This window comes from Methylocystis parvus, assembly GCF_049675845.1.
GTDB classification, from domain to species: domain Bacteria; phylum Pseudomonadota; class Alphaproteobacteria; order Rhizobiales; family Beijerinckiaceae; genus Methylocystis; species Methylocystis parvus_A.
The window spans coordinates 1,593,891-1,615,084 of the sequence record NZ_CP187161.1 but is presented as its reverse complement, the minus strand read 5'-3'; the positions used below and the strand labels follow the sequence as shown (position 1 = coordinate 1,615,084).

14 protein-coding genes are annotated in these 21,194 nt (G+C 61.0%); 5 read left to right on the top strand and 9 right to left on the bottom strand.

Going from position 1 to position 21,194, the window contains the following annotated elements:
- Positions 1–578: 578 nt before the first annotated feature.
- The 3 genes from ACPFMJ_RS08245 to ACPFMJ_RS08235 all read right to left on the bottom strand — a co-directional run bounded on the left by ACPFMJ_RS08245 (position 579) and on the right by ACPFMJ_RS08235 (position 2,253).
- A complete protein-coding gene (locus tag ACPFMJ_RS08245) occupies positions 579–977 on the bottom strand; it encodes a hypothetical protein (RefSeq protein WP_424363333.1) in 399 nt (132 codons plus the stop codon).
- A 6-nt stretch (positions 978–983) separates the two neighbouring features.
- Positions 984–1,544 (bottom strand): hypothetical protein, encoded by a 561-nt coding sequence (locus ACPFMJ_RS08240; protein WP_424363332.1) that lies wholly within the window; start codon positions 1,542–1,544, stop codon positions 984–986.
- 169 nt (positions 1,545–1,713) lie between these two features.
- Complete coding sequence (locus ACPFMJ_RS08235) at positions 1,714–2,253, bottom strand: hypothetical protein (RefSeq protein ID WP_424363331.1); 540 nt, start codon at positions 2,251–2,253, stop codon at positions 1,714–1,716.
- A 775-nt stretch (positions 2,254–3,028) separates the two neighbouring features.
- On the opposite strand from ACPFMJ_RS08235, the gene ACPFMJ_RS08230 reads away from it, so the two are divergent.
- On the top strand, positions 3,029–3,427 hold the full coding sequence (locus tag ACPFMJ_RS08230; protein ID WP_424363330.1) for a hypothetical protein: 399 nt from the start codon (positions 3,029–3,031) through the stop codon (positions 3,425–3,427).
- Between the two features lie 125 nt (positions 3,428–3,552).
- Here the strand turns inward: ACPFMJ_RS08230 and ACPFMJ_RS08225 are convergent, their stop codons facing one another.
- The gene (locus tag ACPFMJ_RS08225; protein WP_424363329.1) at positions 3,553–5,559 is read right to left on the bottom strand and encodes a hypothetical protein; all 2,007 of its coding nucleotides are present in this window, start codon (positions 5,557–5,559) and stop codon (positions 3,553–3,555) included.
- A 386-nt stretch (positions 5,560–5,945) separates the two neighbouring features.
- Between ACPFMJ_RS08225 and ACPFMJ_RS08220 the strand changes: the two genes are divergently transcribed.
- The 4 genes from ACPFMJ_RS08220 to ACPFMJ_RS08205 all read left to right on the top strand — a co-directional run bounded on the left by ACPFMJ_RS08220 (position 5,946) and on the right by ACPFMJ_RS08205 (position 17,051).
- Entirely contained in the window at positions 5,946–6,485 is a 540-nt protein-coding gene (locus tag ACPFMJ_RS08220; protein ID WP_424363328.1) for an SCO family protein, read from the top strand.
- Positions 6,482–8,008: an ABC transporter substrate-binding protein gene (locus tag ACPFMJ_RS08215; protein ID WP_424363327.1), complete on the top strand. Its 1,527-nt coding sequence runs from the start codon at positions 6,482–6,484 to the stop codon at positions 8,006–8,008. The genes ACPFMJ_RS08220 and ACPFMJ_RS08215 overlap by 4 nt, the downstream gene beginning before the upstream one ends.
- 118 nt (positions 8,009–8,126) lie before the next feature.
- Positions 8,127–15,068, top strand: a complete 6,942-nt coding sequence (locus ACPFMJ_RS08210; protein WP_424363326.1) for a hypothetical protein — start codon at positions 8,127–8,129, stop codon at positions 15,066–15,068.
- Between the two features lie 36 nt (positions 15,069–15,104).
- The gene (locus tag ACPFMJ_RS08205; RefSeq protein ID WP_424363325.1) at positions 15,105–17,051 is read left to right on the top strand and encodes a YncE family protein; all 1,947 of its coding nucleotides are present in this window, start codon (positions 15,105–15,107) and stop codon (positions 17,049–17,051) included.
- 30 nt (positions 17,052–17,081) lie between these two features.
- Here ACPFMJ_RS08205 and ACPFMJ_RS08200 read toward each other — a convergent pair whose 3' ends face one another.
- The 5 genes from ACPFMJ_RS08200 to ACPFMJ_RS08180 form a co-directional block, all read right to left on the bottom strand.
- Complete coding sequence (locus ACPFMJ_RS08200; protein WP_424363324.1) at positions 17,082–18,149, bottom strand: cytochrome-c peroxidase; 1,068 nt, start codon at positions 18,147–18,149, stop codon at positions 17,082–17,084.
- Between the two features lies 1 nt (position 18,150).
- Positions 18,151–18,867, bottom strand: coding sequence for an SCO family protein (locus tag ACPFMJ_RS08195; protein WP_424363323.1), 717 nt, complete (start codon positions 18,865–18,867; stop codon positions 18,151–18,153).
- On the bottom strand, positions 18,864–20,177 hold the full coding sequence (locus ACPFMJ_RS08190; protein ID WP_424363322.1) for a selenium-binding protein SBP56-related protein: 1,314 nt from the start codon (positions 20,175–20,177) through the stop codon (positions 18,864–18,866). The genes ACPFMJ_RS08195 and ACPFMJ_RS08190 overlap by 4 nt, the downstream gene beginning before the upstream one ends.
- Before the next feature lie 27 nt (positions 20,178–20,204).
- Positions 20,205–20,474, bottom strand: coding sequence for a DUF4242 domain-containing protein (locus ACPFMJ_RS08185; protein ID WP_424363321.1), 270 nt, complete (start codon positions 20,472–20,474; stop codon positions 20,205–20,207).
- A gap of 71 nt (positions 20,475–20,545) precedes the next feature.
- Positions 20,546–21,139: a TetR family transcriptional regulator C-terminal domain-containing protein gene (locus tag ACPFMJ_RS08180; RefSeq protein ID WP_424363320.1), complete on the bottom strand. Its 594-nt coding sequence runs from the start codon at positions 21,137–21,139 to the stop codon at positions 20,546–20,548.
- Positions 21,140–21,194: the final 55 nt, after the last annotated feature.

Sequence of the window (21,194 nt, the reverse complement as noted above, 5' to 3'; positions counted from 1 at the left end):
CTTGCCTCTCGATCCCGGCGCACATCAAAGCCGCTTGCTCTTGTGATTATTGTGTGATCTGCCGGCTTGGTGATCAAGCCAATTTCGGCCAAGCGTTACCTCGGCCTTGTTTACCCTCTCAATTTCCGAGCACGAATACCGCGATCGCGGCTATGAGCCGGCGTTCGATGCGCTTCCTTGGAAGATCAATTATTGTCCCGTCGACCAGAAACGCGGCAATCGTTAGGCTCACGCGCGGCGCTGGCCACCCCGGCGCGCTTTATTCGGCGCAACTAATTCTTGGCGTGATTCATTGGACCATGAATGCCGGCGTCGTCGTGCTCCGCTCACAGCGATACTGCCTCCGCCTACTTCAGCAACTCGTACTCATCCAACCGGTAGCGGTCCCGCGAAAATCAAGCCGCTGTTCGCTGAGGAAGCTCTCGAATTGCGTCTGCGACAGCCTCACGCTGGCAATCTGGAACTGAACAGCTTCTCGCCTAGTTTGGAAGCGACGACCCGTCTTATTTAGCTCCTGCTATAAGCCTTGAGTTAAATGGCGAGCGCGTCTTGCTTGGCAGTACCTGCGACGAATTTTTTTATGTCCTCCCGTAGGCCTTCAGGAAAATGGCGAGCGAGTTGGATCCGTCGTCGTTGAGCGCCTGGCTGATGGAGTCGCACTGGTCGCCAAAGCGGCTGCCGGGGAAGGCGAATAATTCGGCCTCGAGCTCCGGCAGCCATGAGGCGCGTTCGGGCAAATAGACCTGCCAGGCTTCGAACTTTGCGGAGGCGACCGACAGGCGGGATATCTTGTCGCGCTCCGGCTTGACGCCGATGAGCCCGCAAACCTCGTATTGCAGCTCCGCGATTAAAGTGATCGCTGTGCCCGCCTCCTCGATCAGGATACGATTGGCGCTCCAGCGATTGGCCAACTCGACCACCTTGGCTTTGAGCGTCGGATAATCGACCCGCGCGCGCCAGAGTCGACCAGATACCAAGTTTTTTCAGTTAGCCGTTCCCCGCCCTACGGCCTTTGGCATGGCGCGCAGCTCATCCCACTGCGAAAGCAAAAAATGTCTCGCGAGGTCCGACGGGCCTCCGATACCACAATCGGCAACGCCATTCGGCCAGAGCCGACCGCCAAAGGTTGCGGCAAAGGGCCCAAATTGATGTTCGAGCATCGGGCCAACGGGGGTCTCGAAGCGCGATACGATCCATGTTTCTTCGCTGCGCCGCCCGATAAAGTTATTTTCCTCGCCACGATCGCCATTCCGGCGGAAAAAGACATCGATTACGTCATCGTCGGGTATCCCGTCGATGAACCTGGCGGTAATCCCGAAATAAGCGCCAGCACAATAAGGGCATGCGCCAAGCCGCACTTCGATATCCCACCCAAATATTGGCTGTCGGGGGGCCAACTCAATCGGGACGGTATCGTCGTCGGTATAAAGATAGCGGTCGAAGGCATTTTTAGGCCCATGCGAACACACAGTGAGGAGCAATCTGCGGCAATGGGGGCAATCAATCGCTATGCCACTTGGGTCGATTGCCTCGGTTTCGATCATGAAGGGCTCCGTGTCCCGCATCCGACCGTGCTCACTTTGCAACAACGATTAGATCTCCCGCAACGTCCCTGCGACAAAAGCATGCGGCAATTTCGCGCCCTTAAGGAATGCGCCGCCCTTGCCGCTGGCGCGGAACACAACCTAGCGCGGTTATGAGATCGACTCTCGCTCAACATTCTATAGGTGCGGCAGCTTCGAAGAGGTCGACCGCAGGATGCTGGTTGCAGAAGATCGTCGCTAATCGTCCATAGGTCACCTCGCCTATGGAGCAGCCGCACAATCGGGCAAATGCGGGACCGACCGTGACCCGAAAAATCGCGCCAAGATCCACAAAACGAAACACATTGTAGTTTATCAGTATCCGTCCCAGTGGCGTCTGCTCGCTCAGAATCTCATCGCGAACCGCCGGAAGCACCATATCCAAGTCGAACCTCATAACCGCGAACTGAACCACGGTTCCATCATCGCTCCGTTTCAGAAGGATTGTGCGGCTGTATATATTCCCGTCCAACTTCCGATTGAGGACCTCTACGATGACCGGCGACCGGTGGAACTCCTCCATCGTAACCGTCATGTGACGATCGTGAACCAAAAGCCGCTTGTAAGGTTCTGGAGTCAGCAACGCTGGGGTGTGCTTGACGGCTCCGAAGAGCTCGTCGCCTTGGGGAAAAAGCGAAATCAGCTTTCTAAATTCATCGGTCGGATTCACGCGCTGCGTCCTTAAGGGGGATTCTCAAGCGTTTTGTTGCACTGGTGCGCCTCAAGCGCAGTTTGCTCCCGCCCTCTCGCGTCATCAAGCCGGGGTCTCTGGCAAGAAAGGCAAGCGCCCAGAATAATCAACTGACGGGCGTTGGAATGGCCGGCGCGTCGCATCGTGTAGCCGCCACCCTCCCTGTTACAGGCGGGAAGCCAGCATGTGAATCTTTGTTTCCTTGAAGACTTTCCCTGTTCCGATGTTAGGGAATTCCCAAACAAGGCGTTGATTTTTATGCCCTTGGGGGACGGCATTTCGCCCAGAATGGCCTGACTTTACCAAAAAATCCCTGCTATTTTCCATTTGCACTTCGAGACGGGTTCGAGGAGGACCGCGTCGTCAGCCAGCAATCCCCCTGACCTCATGTGTCTCGCACAGCCAACAGCCGAGGCGGGATTCCCCCTATATGTCGGTTGATTGCGGGGCGAGCCTTGCGACGGCTGCCTCCTGGAAACGCAAATTCAGGGCTGCGCCGCGAAAATCGGGGTAATGAGAATCGGGCCCGTTTTCGTGATGTTGTGCAGCTTTGCTGATAGTCTTCATGTCGCGAAGAACGACTCCGCAAATGTTTCCGGGTCGTGCACGCCGCGTATCTCGTTCTGTCCGCCGGCCTGGCTAGAGATTGAAAGCCTAGTCTTGACAGTAATCGCGCGTTCTTTGCAAACTAATTATTAATATTGCCATTTTATTCATATTTTGAATGATAATCGTTGCTGATTCGGAGGGGTCGATGACTGGAAGTTACAAATATCCTGTCTTGATCTTCGCTGCCGTCATCGTCGGCTATCTTTTCGCCCCTGGCCCGATGGGAACCCTGGGCGCCAGCTTCATCAAAGAAGACCGGAAAACTGGATTTCTGTCCCAGGGGAAAGACCCTGACGGAATATATCAGTCTGATGAGAAGGTAGGGGTCGCTGGAGCGGACACGGTCGGCGAAGAGAACGGCCTCGTCTACTTTCGATCAATAACGGATGCCTCGAAATTGGTCCCGACCGCGGATTTTACGTATCGCGGTTATATCCTGCATGTAAGTTCGATTAACTCAGTCTCAAAAGCAGTGACCGCGGACAAGGAAGTAAGAACGCTTAGCTCTGTGAAATGCCTCATCGTAGGTCGCGTAGATCAGTAATCCCCTCGGTCCATTCACGCATGGCGGCGCGGTTCGCCTCGCCGTGATCGCCTGATCTTCAAAGGCGTTTTATCCCCCTAGCGGGGCAGAAGCCACAATGCGGGCTTCTCCTTGGCGCCTTGCCGTCACCACGGCCTTGGCGACGGCGCGGCCGTGGAATTGCCGTTCACGCCTTCTTCGCCATGCGCCAGAAAGTCCAATTGCCAAAGATTGTTTGGGACGGACGTGCCCGGAACCGTGGGCTCGGCGAAGATGAACTCCGTGGTCGGAGCGGAATATTGGCCGGTGAAGAGACCATTGGCGAAGCCGGCGCTCTGCAGGCAGCTTCCGTCGCCGGCGGCGGCGCCTGACAGGGGCGGGCGTGTCCCGTTGATGTCGAAGAACGCGCCGCCGTCCAGATTGCCGGGATTGCCGGCGGGCGTTCCGGCGCCGCCGGCCGACGTCGGCGCGCAGAGCGAACGCAGAACGGCGCGAATGTAACGCGTTGGCGATTGCGTCACCGCGCAGGCCCGACTCCCTGCCTCGGGCGGACAGGCGCCGAGCGTGGGGTCGATGGCGGGAACCTTGTTCTGGCTGACGCGCGCGCGTCCCGGCACGGCCTCCGTGAACTGCGTGTGGATTCCGCCGCCGAAGGGCTGCGCGCTCGTCCCAAAAGGAGTCTCTCCGGCGAGCTGATCGGCGAGCGTATTCGTCACGCCCTCGACCGTGATCCAGCGATAGGATTGCGCGGCTCCTGCGCCTCCCGGGTTGAGGTCAGTGAAATAGGCGTCGACAATGGACGTCACGTCCGTCGTGAACGCCTCGAAGCCGAAGCGGTTTGTCGTCTCGATCGGCGCGACGCCGTCGGGCGCGCCGTCCGGGCGCGGATCGACGCCCACGCGAAACTCGCCGATGGCGAGGTAGGCGGGAAGCGTCTTGGGTTGCGTATAGATGCCGATATTGGCGACGACGCTGTTGGCCCAGATGAGGTTGGTCGACGGCTTGGCTCGGGGCGTCGCTGGCGGCGGCTTGCTGGCGTCGCGCACGAGCGTGCCGGTCCATGTGATGAAATCGCCGACTTCGAAGGGGGCCTGCTGCCGCGGATCCGGATCGGACGCGGCGCGCTTATGCTGCGGGGCGAGCGTCGCCGTCCCCGGCATGCCGCCTTCGGCTTTCATCACAAAGGATGTGCAGAAGCGGCCGTTCGGAGTCGGGGGGAGATCGGCGGGCAGACCGGGCAGCGCAACGCCTGCGGCCAGAAAGTTTCGGCAAGGCGCCGTCGCTGACGCCATGGGTCGATTTTTCTGCGGGCAGAGCGGGTCCGTCTCGGCGCCGCCGGCCGATGGCGGCGCGGCGCGTGGCACACACATCGGATAGCCTGTCTCCGCTCTAATCGTCGGATTTTCATCATCGACGGCGAAGCGCGCGTCGAGCGACGTCTGCTTGCGTCCGAAACGGCCCTTCGGATCATTGATCACGAGCCGCGCCTCGCCGCCTGTCGTGCTGACATATATCGAGCCGTCAGCGTAGTCGATAAACGAAATGTAGCCGCTGCCGGCGTTCAACGATTGCTGTGAGGCGTATATCAGCGCGGCGACATGCGGAGCGCGGACGCCCGCTGGCACCCCTGCGGCGCCGACAATATTGCCTTCGACGCGCAACTCCGTCGACGGATAGAGCGTCGCGGCGCCGCCGGAGCCGCCCGAGCCGTCCAGTCCAATCGGCGACAGCCCCGCGTCGCTCGGGCAGACCGCATCCGCCCATTTCAAAGTCGCGGCGGGGAACTGCACGATCATATTCGAAGGAACCGTGATCGCGACGCCATTGACCGTCACGGAGCCGCCGGCCGTCGAGCCGGGCGGCTGTGGGCAACCCCCGGCGACCGTCGCCTTTTCGATGAAGCCGAGGATGGAGAATCCCGTGGGTCCGAATAGCGGCGGAAAGGCCGGCAAGACGGGACCCGCTTTTGGCAGGAAGCCGCTGATGGTCGGCGGCGGCGGCGGTTGCGCGCCGCCCTTGCGCGCATCGGCGTCGCGAACGCCGCTTGTGAGCGCGACGGCCGCAACGCCGACAATTGCCGACCGCCGCCGCAATTGCGCAATCCGCCTTCCCATGATCGCCCGGTGTCGATTCCAAAAGTCGGTCGAATGCATCCCAAAAACTCCCAGCAATGCGCTTACAGAGAAAATCGAAAACAAATCAAACGCCGACGAAAAGCTATGCGCTTCGTCCGAGCAAATTGCGCAATTGCGTAAATGCTCAATCGGGAGTTTGGTTCCATTCATCACCGCGCTTTCAACTTGACCGCGCATTCAACCGCGTTGCGCTTTTTAAGAAGCGCAAGAAGGCAGTTGGCAAGCGGCGACAATCGCGCTAGCGTTCTTGCGTTCGTCCATTCGCGCCTTTTTTGGATTAAACGCGAGTTTGCTGGATGTGGTCTATTGCTCGCGCGATCTTCCGCGCATTCGAAAACATTTGCGCAAGCCAAACTCGCCTCTTCGCGATGCCTGCGTTCCTGACGATGTCGGCGATCGCTTTTGTGGATGCTTCGCACGGCGAAACGCTCGACCAGACAGACGCGACGATCTCCGACATAAGATTGATCGACGCGACCCTCGTCGACAAGAATGGTCGAGACGTCGCTTTTCCGAGGGATGCGGTCGGGGACCGAATTGTCGTCGTCAATTTCGTCTTTACATCCTGCCAAACGCTCTGCCCGCTCGCATCGGCGACGTTCAAACTCGCGCAGGATCGCCTGGGCGCGCATATGGAAGACGATGTGCGGCTGATCACGCTGACGCTTGATCCGCAGACCGATACGCCGCAGCGGTTGCGGGAATTCGCCGATCAATTCGAGCCTGGATCGAATTGGCTATGGCTGACGGGGAAGGCCATGGATGTGCGCAGCGTACTGCGAGGTCTGGGCGTGAGCGACGACAATTTCACCGCGCATCCGCCGGCGACATTGATTGGCGACACAAAAAACGGCCACTGGACTCAGATCAATGTTCAGGCGACGCCGGCGCAGATAGAGGCGGAAGTGACGCGCATGTTCGCCGCGCGCGGGACGACGAAATGATCATCGGACGGGCGTCGCAACTCATGCGCATCGCATCATGCGTCGGGTTGCTGACCTCGCCGGTCGCCGCCGCGCCGCTCAGCGAGTTGGAGGCGCGCGGCAAGGAACTCTACATGCATGGCGCGCAACAGGAGGGCCCCGCGCCGGAGGTTATTCTCGGCGCGGAGTCTGCGCCTGCGCGCCTCGCGCCTTGCGCCTCCTGTCATGGAGAAGACGGCGCGGGGCGCCCTGAGGGGAAGATCAATCCGCCCGACATCAGTTGGAGCGAATTGTCGAACCCGTTGGGCAAGGCTTATCTCAATGGACGCGCGCGTCCGCCATTTTCCGAAGACGACGTCGCGCAGGCCGTGTTGCGCGGTTTGGATCCTGCCGGCAATCGCCTCGATCCGGTCATGCCGCGCTATAAGCTATCGCAGGGCCAACTAGACGCCCTTGTCGCCTATTTGAAGGCGATAGAGATAGACCAGGCGCCCGGCGTTACGTCGGACGCCATCCATGTCGCGGCGATTGTTCCAACGCAGGGAGCGGTCAAAGACGCTCTCGTGGCCGCGTTCTCTGAAATCAACGCAAGGGGCGGCGTATATAACAGACGGATCGACGCGTCGTATCTCGAGAATAATGATCGACCGCAGGACGCAGCGGCGCGTCTCGACGCATTGTTGCAGGACCGCTCAATTTTCGCCGTGCTGGCGCTGTCGGGCGCAGCGGACATCTTTGAAGCCGCCGAGCGCGCTCACGCGCCGCTCGTCGGGGCCGAGGCTTCGTCGGAAACGCTCCGGCGCAGCGGCTTCTACCTCCTGCCGAGCCCCTCGGCGCAAATGCGCATCCTTGTCGACTTTGTCGCGAGATCCAGGGAGGGCGCGTCACGGGCCGCCATTCTCTTTCCTGTCGACGGCGCCGCTGATGAAGCGCGCCGGGCCGTGACCGAGCAAAGCCTGAAGCGAGGATTGCCCGCGCCCATCGAGCGCTTCTATTCCGCGGAGGCGTTTGACGCGGAGACCAGCGTGGCGGCGCTGAAGGACGGGGCGTGCGATACGGTATATTTTCTCGGCGATCGTCTGGCGTTTGCGCGTTTCATAGACGCTGCCCAGGCCTTGAACTTTCATCCAAGGCTGCTTTTCTCGGGCGCTTCGATCGCCCCGGCTCTCTTCGAGGCGAGCCGTGGCTTCGCCGGCAAGCTTTTTTTCGCGGCGGCGATCTCACCCGATGACGTCTTGCAGGATGCCGGTTTTGCGGCGTTGCGAGAAAAATATGGGCTGAAGCCTCATTCCGTCGCCTCGCAAGGGCTTGCTTATGCGGCGGCGCAAGTTTTCGCGCTAGGACTGAAAAACGCCGGCAGGCGGCTGAGCCGACCGCGCTTCAGCGCAGCGATCGAAAGCATCCAGGATTTTAACGCTGGCGTCATCCATCGTATCGACTTCGGGCCGCGCCAACGCGTCGGCGTTCGCGGCGCTCATGTCGTCGAAGTCGATCTGGCGCGAAAACGATTCCTGCAAGTGAGCGAGTTCATGGCGCCAGAATGAGCGATGCGAGCGTATGAGAATGGGAATCGTTGCGTGAAGGGAACGAACGGCGCGTCTCCGCGTTAGCTTAGGCTGTTTCCTGGTATGCGCGTTTTTGTTTAATTTTTGGGAGCGCGTCATGGCGATCGAATCGATGTTGCGCATGAAATCAAATTTTTCCGGCCAGTGGATCGCAATGGCTCTGGCGCTGATCGGTTGCAGCGGCGCCCGCGCAGAGATCAAATGCGAACGCACTGTCAGGGCGGACGTTGTCGCGATAGACCAGCCGCTGATGTTCAATCGGCTTGGCGCACAGAACATCAACGGAATGGTGTTCGCGCTCAAACGCGACGTCGTCGACGACAGCCCCCAGCCTCGTCCGCTCACGATGGGAGGCGCCGCCCGGCCGGGCCATGTGTTCCTGCGCCCCGACAAGCGACCGCGCCCATTGACGCTTCGCGTCGCGGCGGGCGACTGCCTGGACGTGACGCTCACCAATCTGCTTACCAGCACAGCCAACCCGCATCATTCGGCGCCCTTTGCGCCGCCGCGCGCGGACACGCCAACGGCGCCCGACAAGACGGGCGCGCCGCAGCCGGTAAAGCCCTTCGGACTGATCAAGCAGGACGGCAAGTGGCAAGTCGTCGACGATCAGGTCGCCGACCGGATGGTCGGCTTTCATGTGCAAGGCATGCAACTGCGAGACAACATCCGCGACGACTCCTCGATGGTGGGCGCCAATCCCAATTCCCTCCTCGCGCCGGGCCAGACGGCCACGTACCATCTTTTCGCCGAACATGAAGGAACCTTCCTCGTCACGAGCCATGGCGCAACTTTTGGCGGCGACGCCACGTCCGGCAACAGCGCCAATGGCCTGTTTGCGGCCGTGAATGTCGAACCCCCTGAGGCGCGTTTCTATCGCAGTCAGGTGACCGATGAAGAGATCCGGCTCGCCGCTTCGACGGACGCAAACCATGTCGGCGGCGCCGGTCAGATGCGTCATACGCCGGCCGGGCAGCCGATCGTGGATTACGAAGCTGTCTACCCGGAAAAGGACCCCTGGAAATCGGAAGGGAAATCCGGTCAGCCGATCCTCGATATGGTGAAGCGTACGCAGGGGCAAGACGCCGTCGAACTCGTTCATGGCGATCTCAACGCGATCATTGCTGGGCCCGACGACGATGGGAGCTGGACGAGCCGTTGCCCCAAACCCCTGCAGCAGGGAGAAACCCTGCCGCCGGCCCAACCGGCGAACAAATGGGACAAATGTCCCTATCCGCTCGAGAAGGTGGGCCGCAACAATCCCAGCCTGCCGGACCGTCTCGAACCCTTCCGCGAATTCACGGTCGTCTTCCACGACGAAATGTCGAAGCAGAACGCCTTCGAGAAATGGTATGCGCCGATCATCGACCCGGAGGGCATGAACCGCCGCAATCCGCTCGCGCATACATTGAAGGCGGTCGGCGACGTCTTTCTCGTCAATTACGGCTCGGGCGGCATTGGTTCGGAAATCATCGCGAACCGTCTTCATGTCGGCCCGATGCATGATTGCCTCGATTGCGCCGCCGAGGAGTTTTTTTTGACGTCGCACGCGGTCGGCGACCCCGCAATGGTCGTCGACATCCCTGCGAATTTCGGCATGGAGAATTGTTGGCCGGAGGCGAAGGAGAATGGAGACCCGACCGTTCCGCACAATTGCGGCGCGCAGGGGCCGAAGGCGACCAAAGCCTATTACCCGGACGATCCATCAAACGTGCATCACAGCTATATCAACGACCATGTGAAGTTCCGGAACCTGCACACCGGGAAGGAGCATCACATCTTTCATCTGCACAATCATCAATGGCTGTATAATCCAAACGACGACAACGCCAATTATCTCGACGCCCAGGCGATCGGCCCGGGATCGGGCTACACTTACGAAATCAATTTCGGGGGCTCTGGCAATCGCAACAAGAGCGCTGGCGACGCCATCTTCCACTGCCATCTCTATCCTCACTTCGCCCAGGGAATGTGGGAGCTGTGGCGAGTCCACGATGTGCTGGAAGCCGGCACGCCGCTACAGGCGAGCGGCGGTCCGGACGGTTTTCATGCCAAGATATTCGGCCTGCAGGACGGCTTGCCGCTGAAGCTCGACGCCGAGGGCAAGACGCATGCGCGCGCGCTGCCGGATGGGGAAATCGCGGCGGGCACGCCAATCCCGGCCGTCGTGCCGTTGCCCGGCAAAGCCATGGCGCCCATGCCGGGCCGCGTGACCGTGGTCGCCAAGGATCAGAAGGTCCCGCAGCATTATTTCGACCCTGGCGAAAATTCGAAAGAGCCCGCGCATCTCGTGGCCGCCGGCAGCGTCGCGAAGGTCGATCGCGCCGACAAGGATCCGTCCTTGAAGGAAACAACAGCGACGACGCCGCTCGGAACGCCCCTCAATCCAGAAGGCCTCAAAAATCCAGGTTTTCCATTCTGGATCGCGGGAGTCGAGCATTCGGTCGGCCAAAGACCGCCGACGCCGCCTCTCGACATGATGCCGATCAAGGATCCGTCGGAAGCCAGCGCCGACCAGCCGGATGCGATCTGGCGCGGGGGCGGATGGGACGGCGGGTTGCCGCGCCACACGCTCGACGGCGCGGCGATTGCAGAGACGGCCCAGCCAACACAACAGGATATGGACGAAAACAAAAACGCGGCTCCGGACCACCGGGATCCTCGCCAGAGCCATTATTTCGTCTCGAACGAGACCCGGCTCAATCTCACAAAGCGCGTAAAGATCGCGAAGCCGTTCTGGTTTCCTGAAGACGGCACCGACCTGGAGCGCGTTGCAATGGCGTTCCACGCCAAACGGCAGCATCCGAGCTGGGCGGCCCATCTCAATGGCGCGCCCACGCAGAAGCCGTTCGTGACGAATGGGTCGGGCGGTCCCGTGGCCGGCGCGCCGTTTCACAACCCCTGTGTCGACGACCGGGGCGTAACGATGAACAAAGGCGTTCTCGGTCAATTCTTCGATGGACATGGCGGATTGACGACGACCGGCAGTTCGCCCTTCACCTCCGATGCGCCCCGCGTCTACAAGGGCGCGGACATTCAGTTCGACGCCGTGCTGAACAAGGCGGGCTGGCATTTCCCGCAGGAGCGCATCGTCGCGCTTTGGAACGATGTGATCCCCGTGATATCCAAGGAGAAGGCGCCCGAGCCGCTCGTGATGCGGAGCAATACCTTCGACTGCACCTTGTTCCTGCATACCAATCTGGTGCCGGAGGTTTACAAGCTCGACGACTTCGAAGTCGAAACGACCACGGACATCATCGGACAGCATATCCATCTGCCGAAATGGGACCTGACCACGACAGACGGGTCGGGAAATGGCTGGAATTACGAGGACGGCACGCTGTCGCCGGGCACGGTGCGCGAGCGCATCGACGCGATCAACGCGTTCAATTTCTATCTCAAGAAGCACAACAACCAGCCGATTATAAAGGATGTCGAAGACAAGCCGATCTATCTGACCTCCAAGCTGAAGGACAAAGCGTCGCCGGTCGTCGCGCAGACGCTGTTCAAACGCGAGTTGGAGCCGGCTATCCACCCCTTCTTCCAGGAACAATACCCTGCCGACGCGCCTCGCACCCAATATTGGGCCGGCGCGCGGACGACGTTGCAACGTTGGTTCTTTGACCCGGTCGTCAACGCCGAAGGCCTGCATCGCGGGCTCGGCATCATTTTCACGCATGATCATTTCGGCCCGTCGACCCATCAGCAGGTTGGGCTCTATGCGACCGTGCTCGTCGAACCGGCAGGCTCGCTCTGGACGCATAACGAAACCGACGAACTGCTCTACGACGCCGCCAGGCGCAAGGATGGCGGCCCGACGAGCTGGCAAGCCATGATCAAAACCGGCAAGGCGCCGGGCTACGTCGTCGGAAAGGGAGCGGCGACTCCGGACATAGACGGGGACGGAGAGGACGACAGCTATCGCGAGTTCTACCTCGAATATAGCGATTTCCAGCACGCCTATTTGCCGGGGAAATATATTGGCGCCGATCAGAACGGCGCGATCGAGGGGCGACACGAAATCGAAGTAACCACCGAGAAGAATGGTCGCGCCGAAACCAGCCTCGCCTTCGCCGTTGCAACGCCGAAGCTGGCGCCTGCGGAGAAAATCCTCGGACAGAAGATCGAGGATCCCTACGCGCCGGATGAAGAGAGCTACAAATACGCCATCAATCCCCCGGTGAAGAACTATGAAAACGCCTCCCTCGATCAGGGCAATACGCTCGCGACCTATGCCGAGCATTGTCCGCCGGACGCGGGCGGAGGTTCCGAGATTCCGCGCCCGTGCCCGGAGGCCATCACGGCTGACGATCCGGGGACGATGGTCGTGAATTATCGCAACGAACCGGTCGGCCTTCGCATTCAGGACACCTCGACAGGCGCGCAGGCCAATGGCGCGGCGGGCGACCTCGCCTTTGCGCTGCAGACATTCACAAAGCACCGCCATGTCGATGATCACAACGATCCCGCCGAGCGCGGCTACAGGGTAAAAAGCGCCACATTCGGCAAGGAGGACGCCAACGGGCGGCGGCGCGTGCTCGACGACCAGCCGCGCGGCGGCGATCGCATCGGCGAAACCTGTTTTCCGAACGTGCTGCAGCCCAAGCCGGGAGAGCCAAAGCTTGCGGAGCCGTGCAAACCCCAACATGACAGCGGGGTGGGCGCGGCGAAGTCGATCGCAAAGAAAGCCGATCCGTTTACGCCGCTCATCCGCGCTTATTATGGCGACCGAATTCGTTTGAAGGTGCAGGCCGGCGGCGATGAGGAAACGCACAACGTCACCCTGCATGGTCTGAAATGGCTGCAAGGCGGCTCGGGATACGGTTACGACGCGAATTCCGGCTGGCGCAACAGCCAGCAGGCCGGCATCTCGGAACAATTCACCTTCGGCGCCGCGATCATCCCCTCCACCGCCTCGAAGGAGGCGATGGCTCGCGGATTCGACAAGGCGAAGGAAGAAAAGGACAGTCTGGAGACGGCGATGCTGGCGCAGGGTCGCTCTGTCGAAGAAATTGTCCGGCTCGACGACACGCTCGATGAGGAGGAAACGCGTGCGCGCAAGAGAGCGGACTATCTTTATTCGGTCGACGCAAGCACGGAGGGCTACTGGAACGGCATGTGGGGCCTGATCCGGGCTTATGGAAAGTGGCACAGAAGCCTCGCGCCCCTGCCGAACAATCCGTATGCGTCTCACTCGGCGGCGCAATTCGACGAGGGCGGCAAAGTGTGCCCGGCGGGCGACCCCCTCCGGCGTTACGCTGTCGCCGCCGTCCTCGCGAATGACGTCTTGGACAACGCCGTCGGCGCAACTCTGCCGGCGGGCGCCTGGACGTCTTACAAGTTGCCGAAGACCGAACCGGGTTCGATGAAGCTGAAGGGGACGCTCGTCTATAATCCGCGCAAGACCGCAATCCAGAGCGTCGTCATCCCGGCCGATCCGACCGATGGCGCTCCCGAGAGAAAGACTCTGCCGCATCTCGACGGCGTGCTGCACGATCCGACGGCGATCCTGTATGTCCGGTTGAGGGATCTCGAATTGCGACCGAACGCGCCGGCGGTCTGCTCGAAGAACGGCAGGCTCGATCCCGAAAAGATTGGCGAAAGCTGCGCGGCCGCGAATCTCCGGATCAAACAGTCGGCGCCTGTGGAGCCGCTCGTCTTGCGGGCGGCGGCGGGGGATTGCATCGAAGTCGATCTCTATAATTGGGTCGACAAGGACGGCGCGCCGGACATGATGACATACCGCACGCTCGCGCCCGTCATCCCAAGCCATCCGGACGAACCCAACGGATCCGTCTTCAACGCCAACAATGTGCGCACGTCGAACGTCGTCGGTCTGCATCCGGGACTCGTCGCCTTCGACATGACCCAGGACAACGGCGTCGCCGTCGGCGTCAACGACGATGAAATGACGGTGGTCGATCCAAGGAAGAAGAGGAAGATCCATTACCAATGGTATGCCGGCGAAGTCAGCCTCGAACCGCACGCGCCGCTCAAGGAAGGCGAGGCGCGCGCCTATAAGGTGAAACATACGCCGATCGAGTTCGGCGGCGTGTCGCTGATGCCGGCCGATGCGATCAAGCAGGGCCAGAAGGGTCTCGTGGGCGCTCTGGTGATCCTCCCGAAGGATGCGAGTTGGAACGACAGCGCCTGTGACGACAGCGAGAACGCGTCTTCCGGCTGCGTTCTGGATCAGGTCGACGATCATCAGGGAGGCGTCCAGAAACGCGACACGCGCCTCTCGACGACGGTCACGACCAAAGACGGCCGCACATTCCGCGATCTCGTCGCCGTCATTCAGAAGGGGCTGACTCAAGTTTATGGCGACGGCCTGCCTGTCGAAGGCGTCGCGGCGGAGGGCGTCATCAGCGAGGACACGGAAGATGGCGGCGCCATGGCGATCAATTACGGATCCGAGCCGCTCTGGTTCCGCTTTGGCCTGCCGCCGGTTCTTCCTTTCACCGGCGGCCAGACCGCGCCGGGCGTCGTGACGAGCTTCGCCCATGTCCCGAACGCGCACGAGGCCTACAGCGAAAGTCTCATCTGGAAGATGCGCGACAACGAGGAAAACCCCGATGCGCCGCGGCCGGATTGCGGATATCCGAACACGTCGCCGCCCTGCGTCAGCGGCGCGCCCGCCGTGCCGGTGTTGACGGCGCATGCCGGTCAGGAAATCCGCATGCATGTCATCGAGCCGACCGGTTCGGCGCGCGGCACGGTGTTCAATCTGCACGGCCATGTCTGGCAGCGGGCGCCGTATAATTGCCCGAAGTCGAGCTATCTGGGACTGCCGGATGTTTGCCGGCAAACAGGCTTCTTTCCGACTCTGCCGCCTTTCGAGGTCGGCTCGCGCGCGCTCGGGAAGAATCCCCTGTCCATGTATTTCGGCGGCCAGGACTCCGTGTTGCCCGCCGGACATTTCGACATTCTTGTCCCGCATGCAGGCGGCGCGAATGGCGTGAAGGGAGATTACCTTTACAAGGATCAGGCCGCCTTCGGGAATCTCGGTGGCTTGTGGGGCGTCCTCCGCGTCGATTGAGCGGCGCGAACTGAATATGAGAGGTCTTCACTCTCGATGAGCAAATTTCTGGGAAATGCGCGATTTCGGATCGCGGCGCACATTCTCGCGACGGCCATCGCGTTGCCGGCGGTCGCAGATGAGAAAATCGCTGCGGCGACGACGCCGCAGATGCAAGGCGCCCCCGTCGAAACGCCGGATCGCGTCGAACGCAAAGGCTTGATCATCGAGTTCACGGCGACAGGGCGGGACTCAAAGAGAGACCTCGTCGAAGGCGAGGAGGCGCAATTGCGCTTCAGCATCCGCGACGCAACGTCCCAGCAGCCGATGAAGGGGTTGGCGCCTGGAGCCTGGCTGGACACGGGCGCTGTCGAGCGAAGTGAGCGCGCCAGTTCAAATTGCAAGAGAAAGATGGAAAAAATCCTCAGGGGCGCCGCCGGGGACCGTCCCACCGTCGATCTCAGCGCCTATTACATCGTCGCCTTCAACCGCGACGCCAGCCTCTCCATCATCGATCCGCTGGTCGGTTTTGCGGGCAAGACGAATCTGCTCGCGACGATCCAGCTACCGAAGCCGCCTGCCGATTGGGCGAAGTCGCCCGACAGCCGGCGGCTATATGTGACGCTGCCGGAATCTGGCCAGATCGCGGTGATCGATGCGGAGAGCTTCAAAGTCGGTGCTCTGGTCGACGCAGGGACAAGGCCGACGCGTATCGCTTTGCAGGCGAGCGGTCGATATCTGTGGATCGGAAATGACGGCGAGACGTCTGACAGTGGCGGCGTGACGGTGATCGATCCGACGACGATGAAAATCGTCGCGCGCTTCTCGACAGGAAAAGGCCATCACGAACTTGCATTCTCGCATGACGATCGTTTCGCTTTTGTCAGCAATCGTGAAAGAGGCGATGTTTCCGTCATCGACATTGCGTCTTTGCAAAGGATCAAGGATATCGCCACGGGCCCGGCGCCGATCGCGCTCGCTTCTTCGAAGATGGCGCAGGCCGTCTATGTGGCTGACGGCGTCAGCGGCGTCGTCAGCGTCATTCAGGGCGATCAACCCGCCATCGTCTCGAGGATCCGCGCAAAGCCGGGCTTGGGCCCTGTTGGGATCACGCCGGACGGTCGTTGGGCGCTCGTGTTGAACAGCAAAGAAAATCTCGTGCATGTCATCGAGATTTCCACGAACAGGCTCGTTCGGGAGGTCGCCGTCGCGGCGCGGCCCTATCAGATCGCTTTCTCGCAGGCATTCGCCTATGTCCGCGCGCTCGACAGCGAGAATGTCGGCATGATTCCGCTCTCGCATCTCGGCGAGGGTTCAGCGGCCGAGACCAGCGCCTTCGCGGCGGGCGCCCTCGCGCCCGGAAGCGTCGCCGGTCTCGGCCTCGGCGCCTCAATATCGCCGGCGGTGGGCGAAGCGGCGATGGTCGTGGCCAATCCCGCAGACAATCTGATCTACTATTACATGGAGGGCATGCTGGCGCCCTCGGGAAGCTTCCGAAATCCCGGGCATGAGGTCGCCGCCGTCGACGTAATCGACCATGGCCTGAAGGAGACGGCGCCGGGCGTTTATACGGGTCGCGCCAAAATCCCGGCGGCAGGCGATTACGATGTCGGTTTCATGCTCGGCGCGCCCCGCGTGAACGAATGTTTTCATGTGAGAGCGGGTCCCAGCCCCTCGCGCATAAGAACTGTCCACGCCGCTGCGATCGAATATCTCGACGTTCCGGCGCGCGCCACGCCGGGGGACGTCGTGCATTGGCGCTTTCGTTTGAAAGACCCACTGTCCGGAGAGTTGAAAACCGGGCTGACGGACGTGCGGGTCCTCTATTACGCCGCTCCGGGGCTGTCCCGCGCCGAGGCGCCGTCCCACGAAGTCGAAGCAGGTCTCTACGAAGCGGAACTGCCAATCCGAAGCCCCGGAGCCTATTACATATATGTCGGCTCCTCGTCTCTGCCTTTGAGATTCGAGGAAACGCCTTACCGTAATCTGCTCGTGCAGGAATGATCCCGGCTGCCGTCGGCTGTCCTCGCCGCGCTAAAGCGCTTTGAGAAAAGCGACCAGCGCGTCTTTCTCTTCTGGCGTGAGGCCGAGCGGCTTGATTTTCGGATCGAGGTTTGGATTGGCGCCGCCGCCGCGATCGTAAAATTCGACGACCTGTTCCAGCGTCGTCAAACTGCCATCATGCATATAAGGCCAGCTCTCTTTCACGCCCCGCAACATCGGCGTCGCATAGGCCCAGCGATCGGCCGAATCGTTCGTGATCTCGGAACGGCCCACATCACTCCGTGATGGCGGTTCGCCGAGGCCCGTCGCAGAGAGGTTCACATTCTTGACGACGCCAGGCGCCAATTCGACCTTGATATATCCGGACGCTTGTCGCCTCGAAAATGCGACGCCGGTGTTGTGGAAGGATTGATCGGTAAAGAGGGCGTCGTCCTTTTCGATCGTGTGACACGCGGCGCAGCCGCCTTTCGATGAGAAGATCTCGAAGCCGCGCCATTCTTGCGCCGTCAGCGCGTCTTTTTCGTCGCCGAAAAAGGCGCGATCGAACCGGCTGTCGCCGCGCAGCAATGTTGCTTCATAGGCTGCGATCGCCCGGCCCAGCGTGCTCATCGAAACGCCTTCACCGGGAAATGCGGTATCGAAAGACGGGCCGTAGGAAGGGTTCTCGCGCAGTCGCTTAAGGAGCGGACCGATTCCGGCGTTTCCCATTTCGTCGGCGGCGAGCAGAGGCCCCCAGACCTGCGCGGCGAGATCGGTCTCGCGTCCGTCATGGAAGAGAAACTGCTTGAAGACGACATTGTACAGGGAAGGCGCGTTGCGACGCAGCATGCGGCCTTCCATTCCAATCGACAGCGCGCTTTGATTGGAGGCGAAACCTTGCGCGGGGATATGGCACATTGCGCAGGACAGCGTGCCATTGGCGGAGAGGCTGCGGTCGAAGAAGAGCCTTTCGCCCAATTTCTGCATCTCGACCGCACCGGCGATGTTCGCGGGAACAGGCGGCAGGCCGAGAGGTCGCGGCGCTTCTTTCGCCACGGCGGCGCATGCAGAGAGGCTCAACAAGGGAGCGAGGAAAAGCCAGCGTCGCTTGCCGGGCATGTCACCGCTCCTTCGGCATGTTGCGCGCGCCGGGAAAGGCGAGGGCGAGCGTGCGCGCATCGTTCAAGAGATTTTCAGGCGTGAGAAAAGCCGTGCTGTAGATTTCCCGAACCCAACCTTGCGGGTCGATCAGGAACACTTTCAACATGTGATTGATCACGCCGGTTCGCCGGCCTGCGCGATCGACTTCGTAGCCTGTATCCTGTCCCATGGCATGCAGCAGCGGCGTGATGTCCTGCTCGGACGCGCCCGTGAGGAAAAGCCATGGCGGGGCGCGGCCGTCCTGTTCGGCGGCCCCGAGAAGGCGCAGAACGGCTGGCGTATCGCGCGCCGGGTCCAGACTGACGAAGAGCAATCGCAACCGACCTTCAAGGAGGGGGTCCGACGCGGCGGCCTTCCGGGCCGCTTCGAAAGTCGACCATGCGACGGGGCAACCGGCGGCGTCTTCGCAATGGCCGTAGAAGAAACCGAGCGCCGTCACCGCGCCGCTCACATATGAGGAAAGCGCGGCTGGCTTGCCGTCCGCGTCGAGCAATTGCGCGTCCGGGACGCGCTGAATGCGTTGCAGAACGTAACTGCCCGCCGCCGGCAAATTCGCAACCGCCGGGGCGACGGCTTCGGCGCAGCGCGAATTGGTGGCCGCCGAAAGCCAGACGAGCGCCGCGGCAAGAACGAAGGGCGCGCGAACGCCCTTCGTTATGTTGCGAGGGCAGGTCACAGTCCGGCCTTCTGCGTCCGCGCGGTGAATTTCATGTGATGCGCGCGCCCGAGTCCTTCCTTGTGGAAGTCGACGACGAAGTCTTCCTTCAGCTCCTTGCCGTCCCAGGAGTAGCCTTTCAGGAACTGCTCGTTGTCGGCGCCCTTCTTGTCCCAATTGGCGAGCAGAGAGGTCGTGAAATAGACGCGCTTTCCGTCCCAGCTTTGCGAGACCATGTTCACCTGCGCGCCAATTTTCTTTGAATAGACCTGCTTCGGCGCGTCGGGATTGGAGAGGTCGAAGAGCCGCGTCGTGCCGTCCATGAAGGTATTCACCCAAAGCGACGATGCGTCAGACGAGATCGAGATGTCGACGGGGAGAGGGATTTTCGCAGGATCGCCAATATCGGCGACAGGCTTCGCCTGCCACTGATGGTTCTCGTCCTGCTTGATGAGATAAAGCTTGGAGGTGAGCGCGCCGGCGGTGATCGCCCAATCGGCGCCGGGCTTCAGCGCCCAGCGAATTTCGAGCGGGGCGCCGGGGACCGAGAAGACCTTTTCTGGCTTCATCGCCTTCAGGTCCCAAAGAACCATCGTGTTGCCGAAGTTCTTCATCGCGGAGCTGTCCTGGATGAGCTGGGACATATCCATCATGTAATTGGTCCAGCCGGTGAAGCTCGACGTGAGCATGCGGTTCTGGCCGGGGTTGATGGCGATGTCGTAGCCATAGCCATCGCCCCCATTGTCGAGCGGCATAGGCGTCGTGGACACGAGATCGCCCGCATTGTTGTAAATGATCAGGCCGGTCACGCCACCATGATCCTTCTTGTTCGACAACGCCTGCACCAGCATGCGTCCAGGCAAGGCGTAGAAGGTATGCGGGCCGACATAGCCCGTGCTCTCGGCGAGATTGTCGATCATCTTGACCAGTTTCGGCTTCGAGGGATCGGAGCCGACGTCGAAGATGAAAATCTTGCTGTCGTCGAGGCGACCGGCCCAAAGATATTTGCGGTCGTCGGTGAAGCCCATGTGATGGGCCTCGCCGCGCCCGCCGACGGAAATCGTGTTGATGACTTTCCCGTAAGTCGAAGAGTTGGGAACGACGTCGATCGTTACGAGCTTGTCCGACTCGTCGCCGACGCCTTTCTCGCCGAGGGTCCAGACATGCAGAAATTGCTCCTGCCCCTTGATGAGACCCGTCATGAAGGGCGAGTTGCAGGTTTCGTCGGCTCGCGCGGGCGCCGTCGCGGAAAGCGCCAGAATCGTGATTGACAGGCACGAGCCAAATGCGGCGCGCCGAAATGCGCGGCGGCGGATCTCAACAGCTTTCATTTCTTCCTCCCTCTTGCGCCGATCCGCCTATGCCGTGGCGGGATCGATGATCGACTTGACTTCGCTGATGCGATTGGCGGGGAAGCCGCCGAGTTCCGCATGCTTGCGGATGAGATCCGCGCTGGGCGCGATGTAGACGCAGTAGATCTTGTCGTCGGTGACGAAGCTCTCGACCCACTGCACGACCGGCCCGAGATCGCGAAGAACCGAGCAGGATTTGCGGGAGACCCCTTGCAGATCGGCCGCGGACATTCGCCCCGCGCCCGGGATTTCACGCTCGACGATGAATTTCGGCATGTTTTTCTCCAACAGTTTATCTAGGGCGCGTCTTAAAATGACCGGTCGTCTTATTGCCGGGCAAAAAAAGCTCATGCCCGGAAGTAGCCGTTCAGCAACATGTCGCAGAACTGCGTGAGGGGACGCACGGACCGTTCGATCTTCACGCGCAGAAGCGCGCCTTGCCACATATTAACGAGGAAATCAGCCATGTCTTTGGCATCCATGTCCTTGCGAAAGTTTCCCTCGCGCTGTCCGCGCGCAAGCCCTTCGCGCAGCTTGTCGCGATAACGATGAACTGCGCTGCGCAAGGATGTCTGCGCGAGTTCGCTGGTGTCGCCGATCTCGCCCATGAGGTTTCCGAGAAGGCAGCCGCCCTTGAAATCCCTGCGCTCCGTCTCTTCGATGAGCTCGTCGAAATAAGCGCGCAACGCAACGTCCGCGCTCACGTCCTTGCGTTGGAGATGGTGATCGAGCTGCTTGATGAATGGGTCGATATAGTGCTTGACCACCTCGGCGCTGAAGGCTTCCTTACTGGGGAAGTAATTGTAAAAGGAGCCTTTCGGCACGCCGACGCTCTGCACCAGCTCCTGAATGCCCGTGCCGTGATATCCTTGCTCCATGAGCAGGGCGACGCCCTTTTCCAACAGGGCGTTGCGGAGTTCGTTCGGATCGCGGCGGCTCATGGCGGCACTGTATGACCGGTCGTCTCATTTTGCAACCGATTTTCGTCGGGGCATT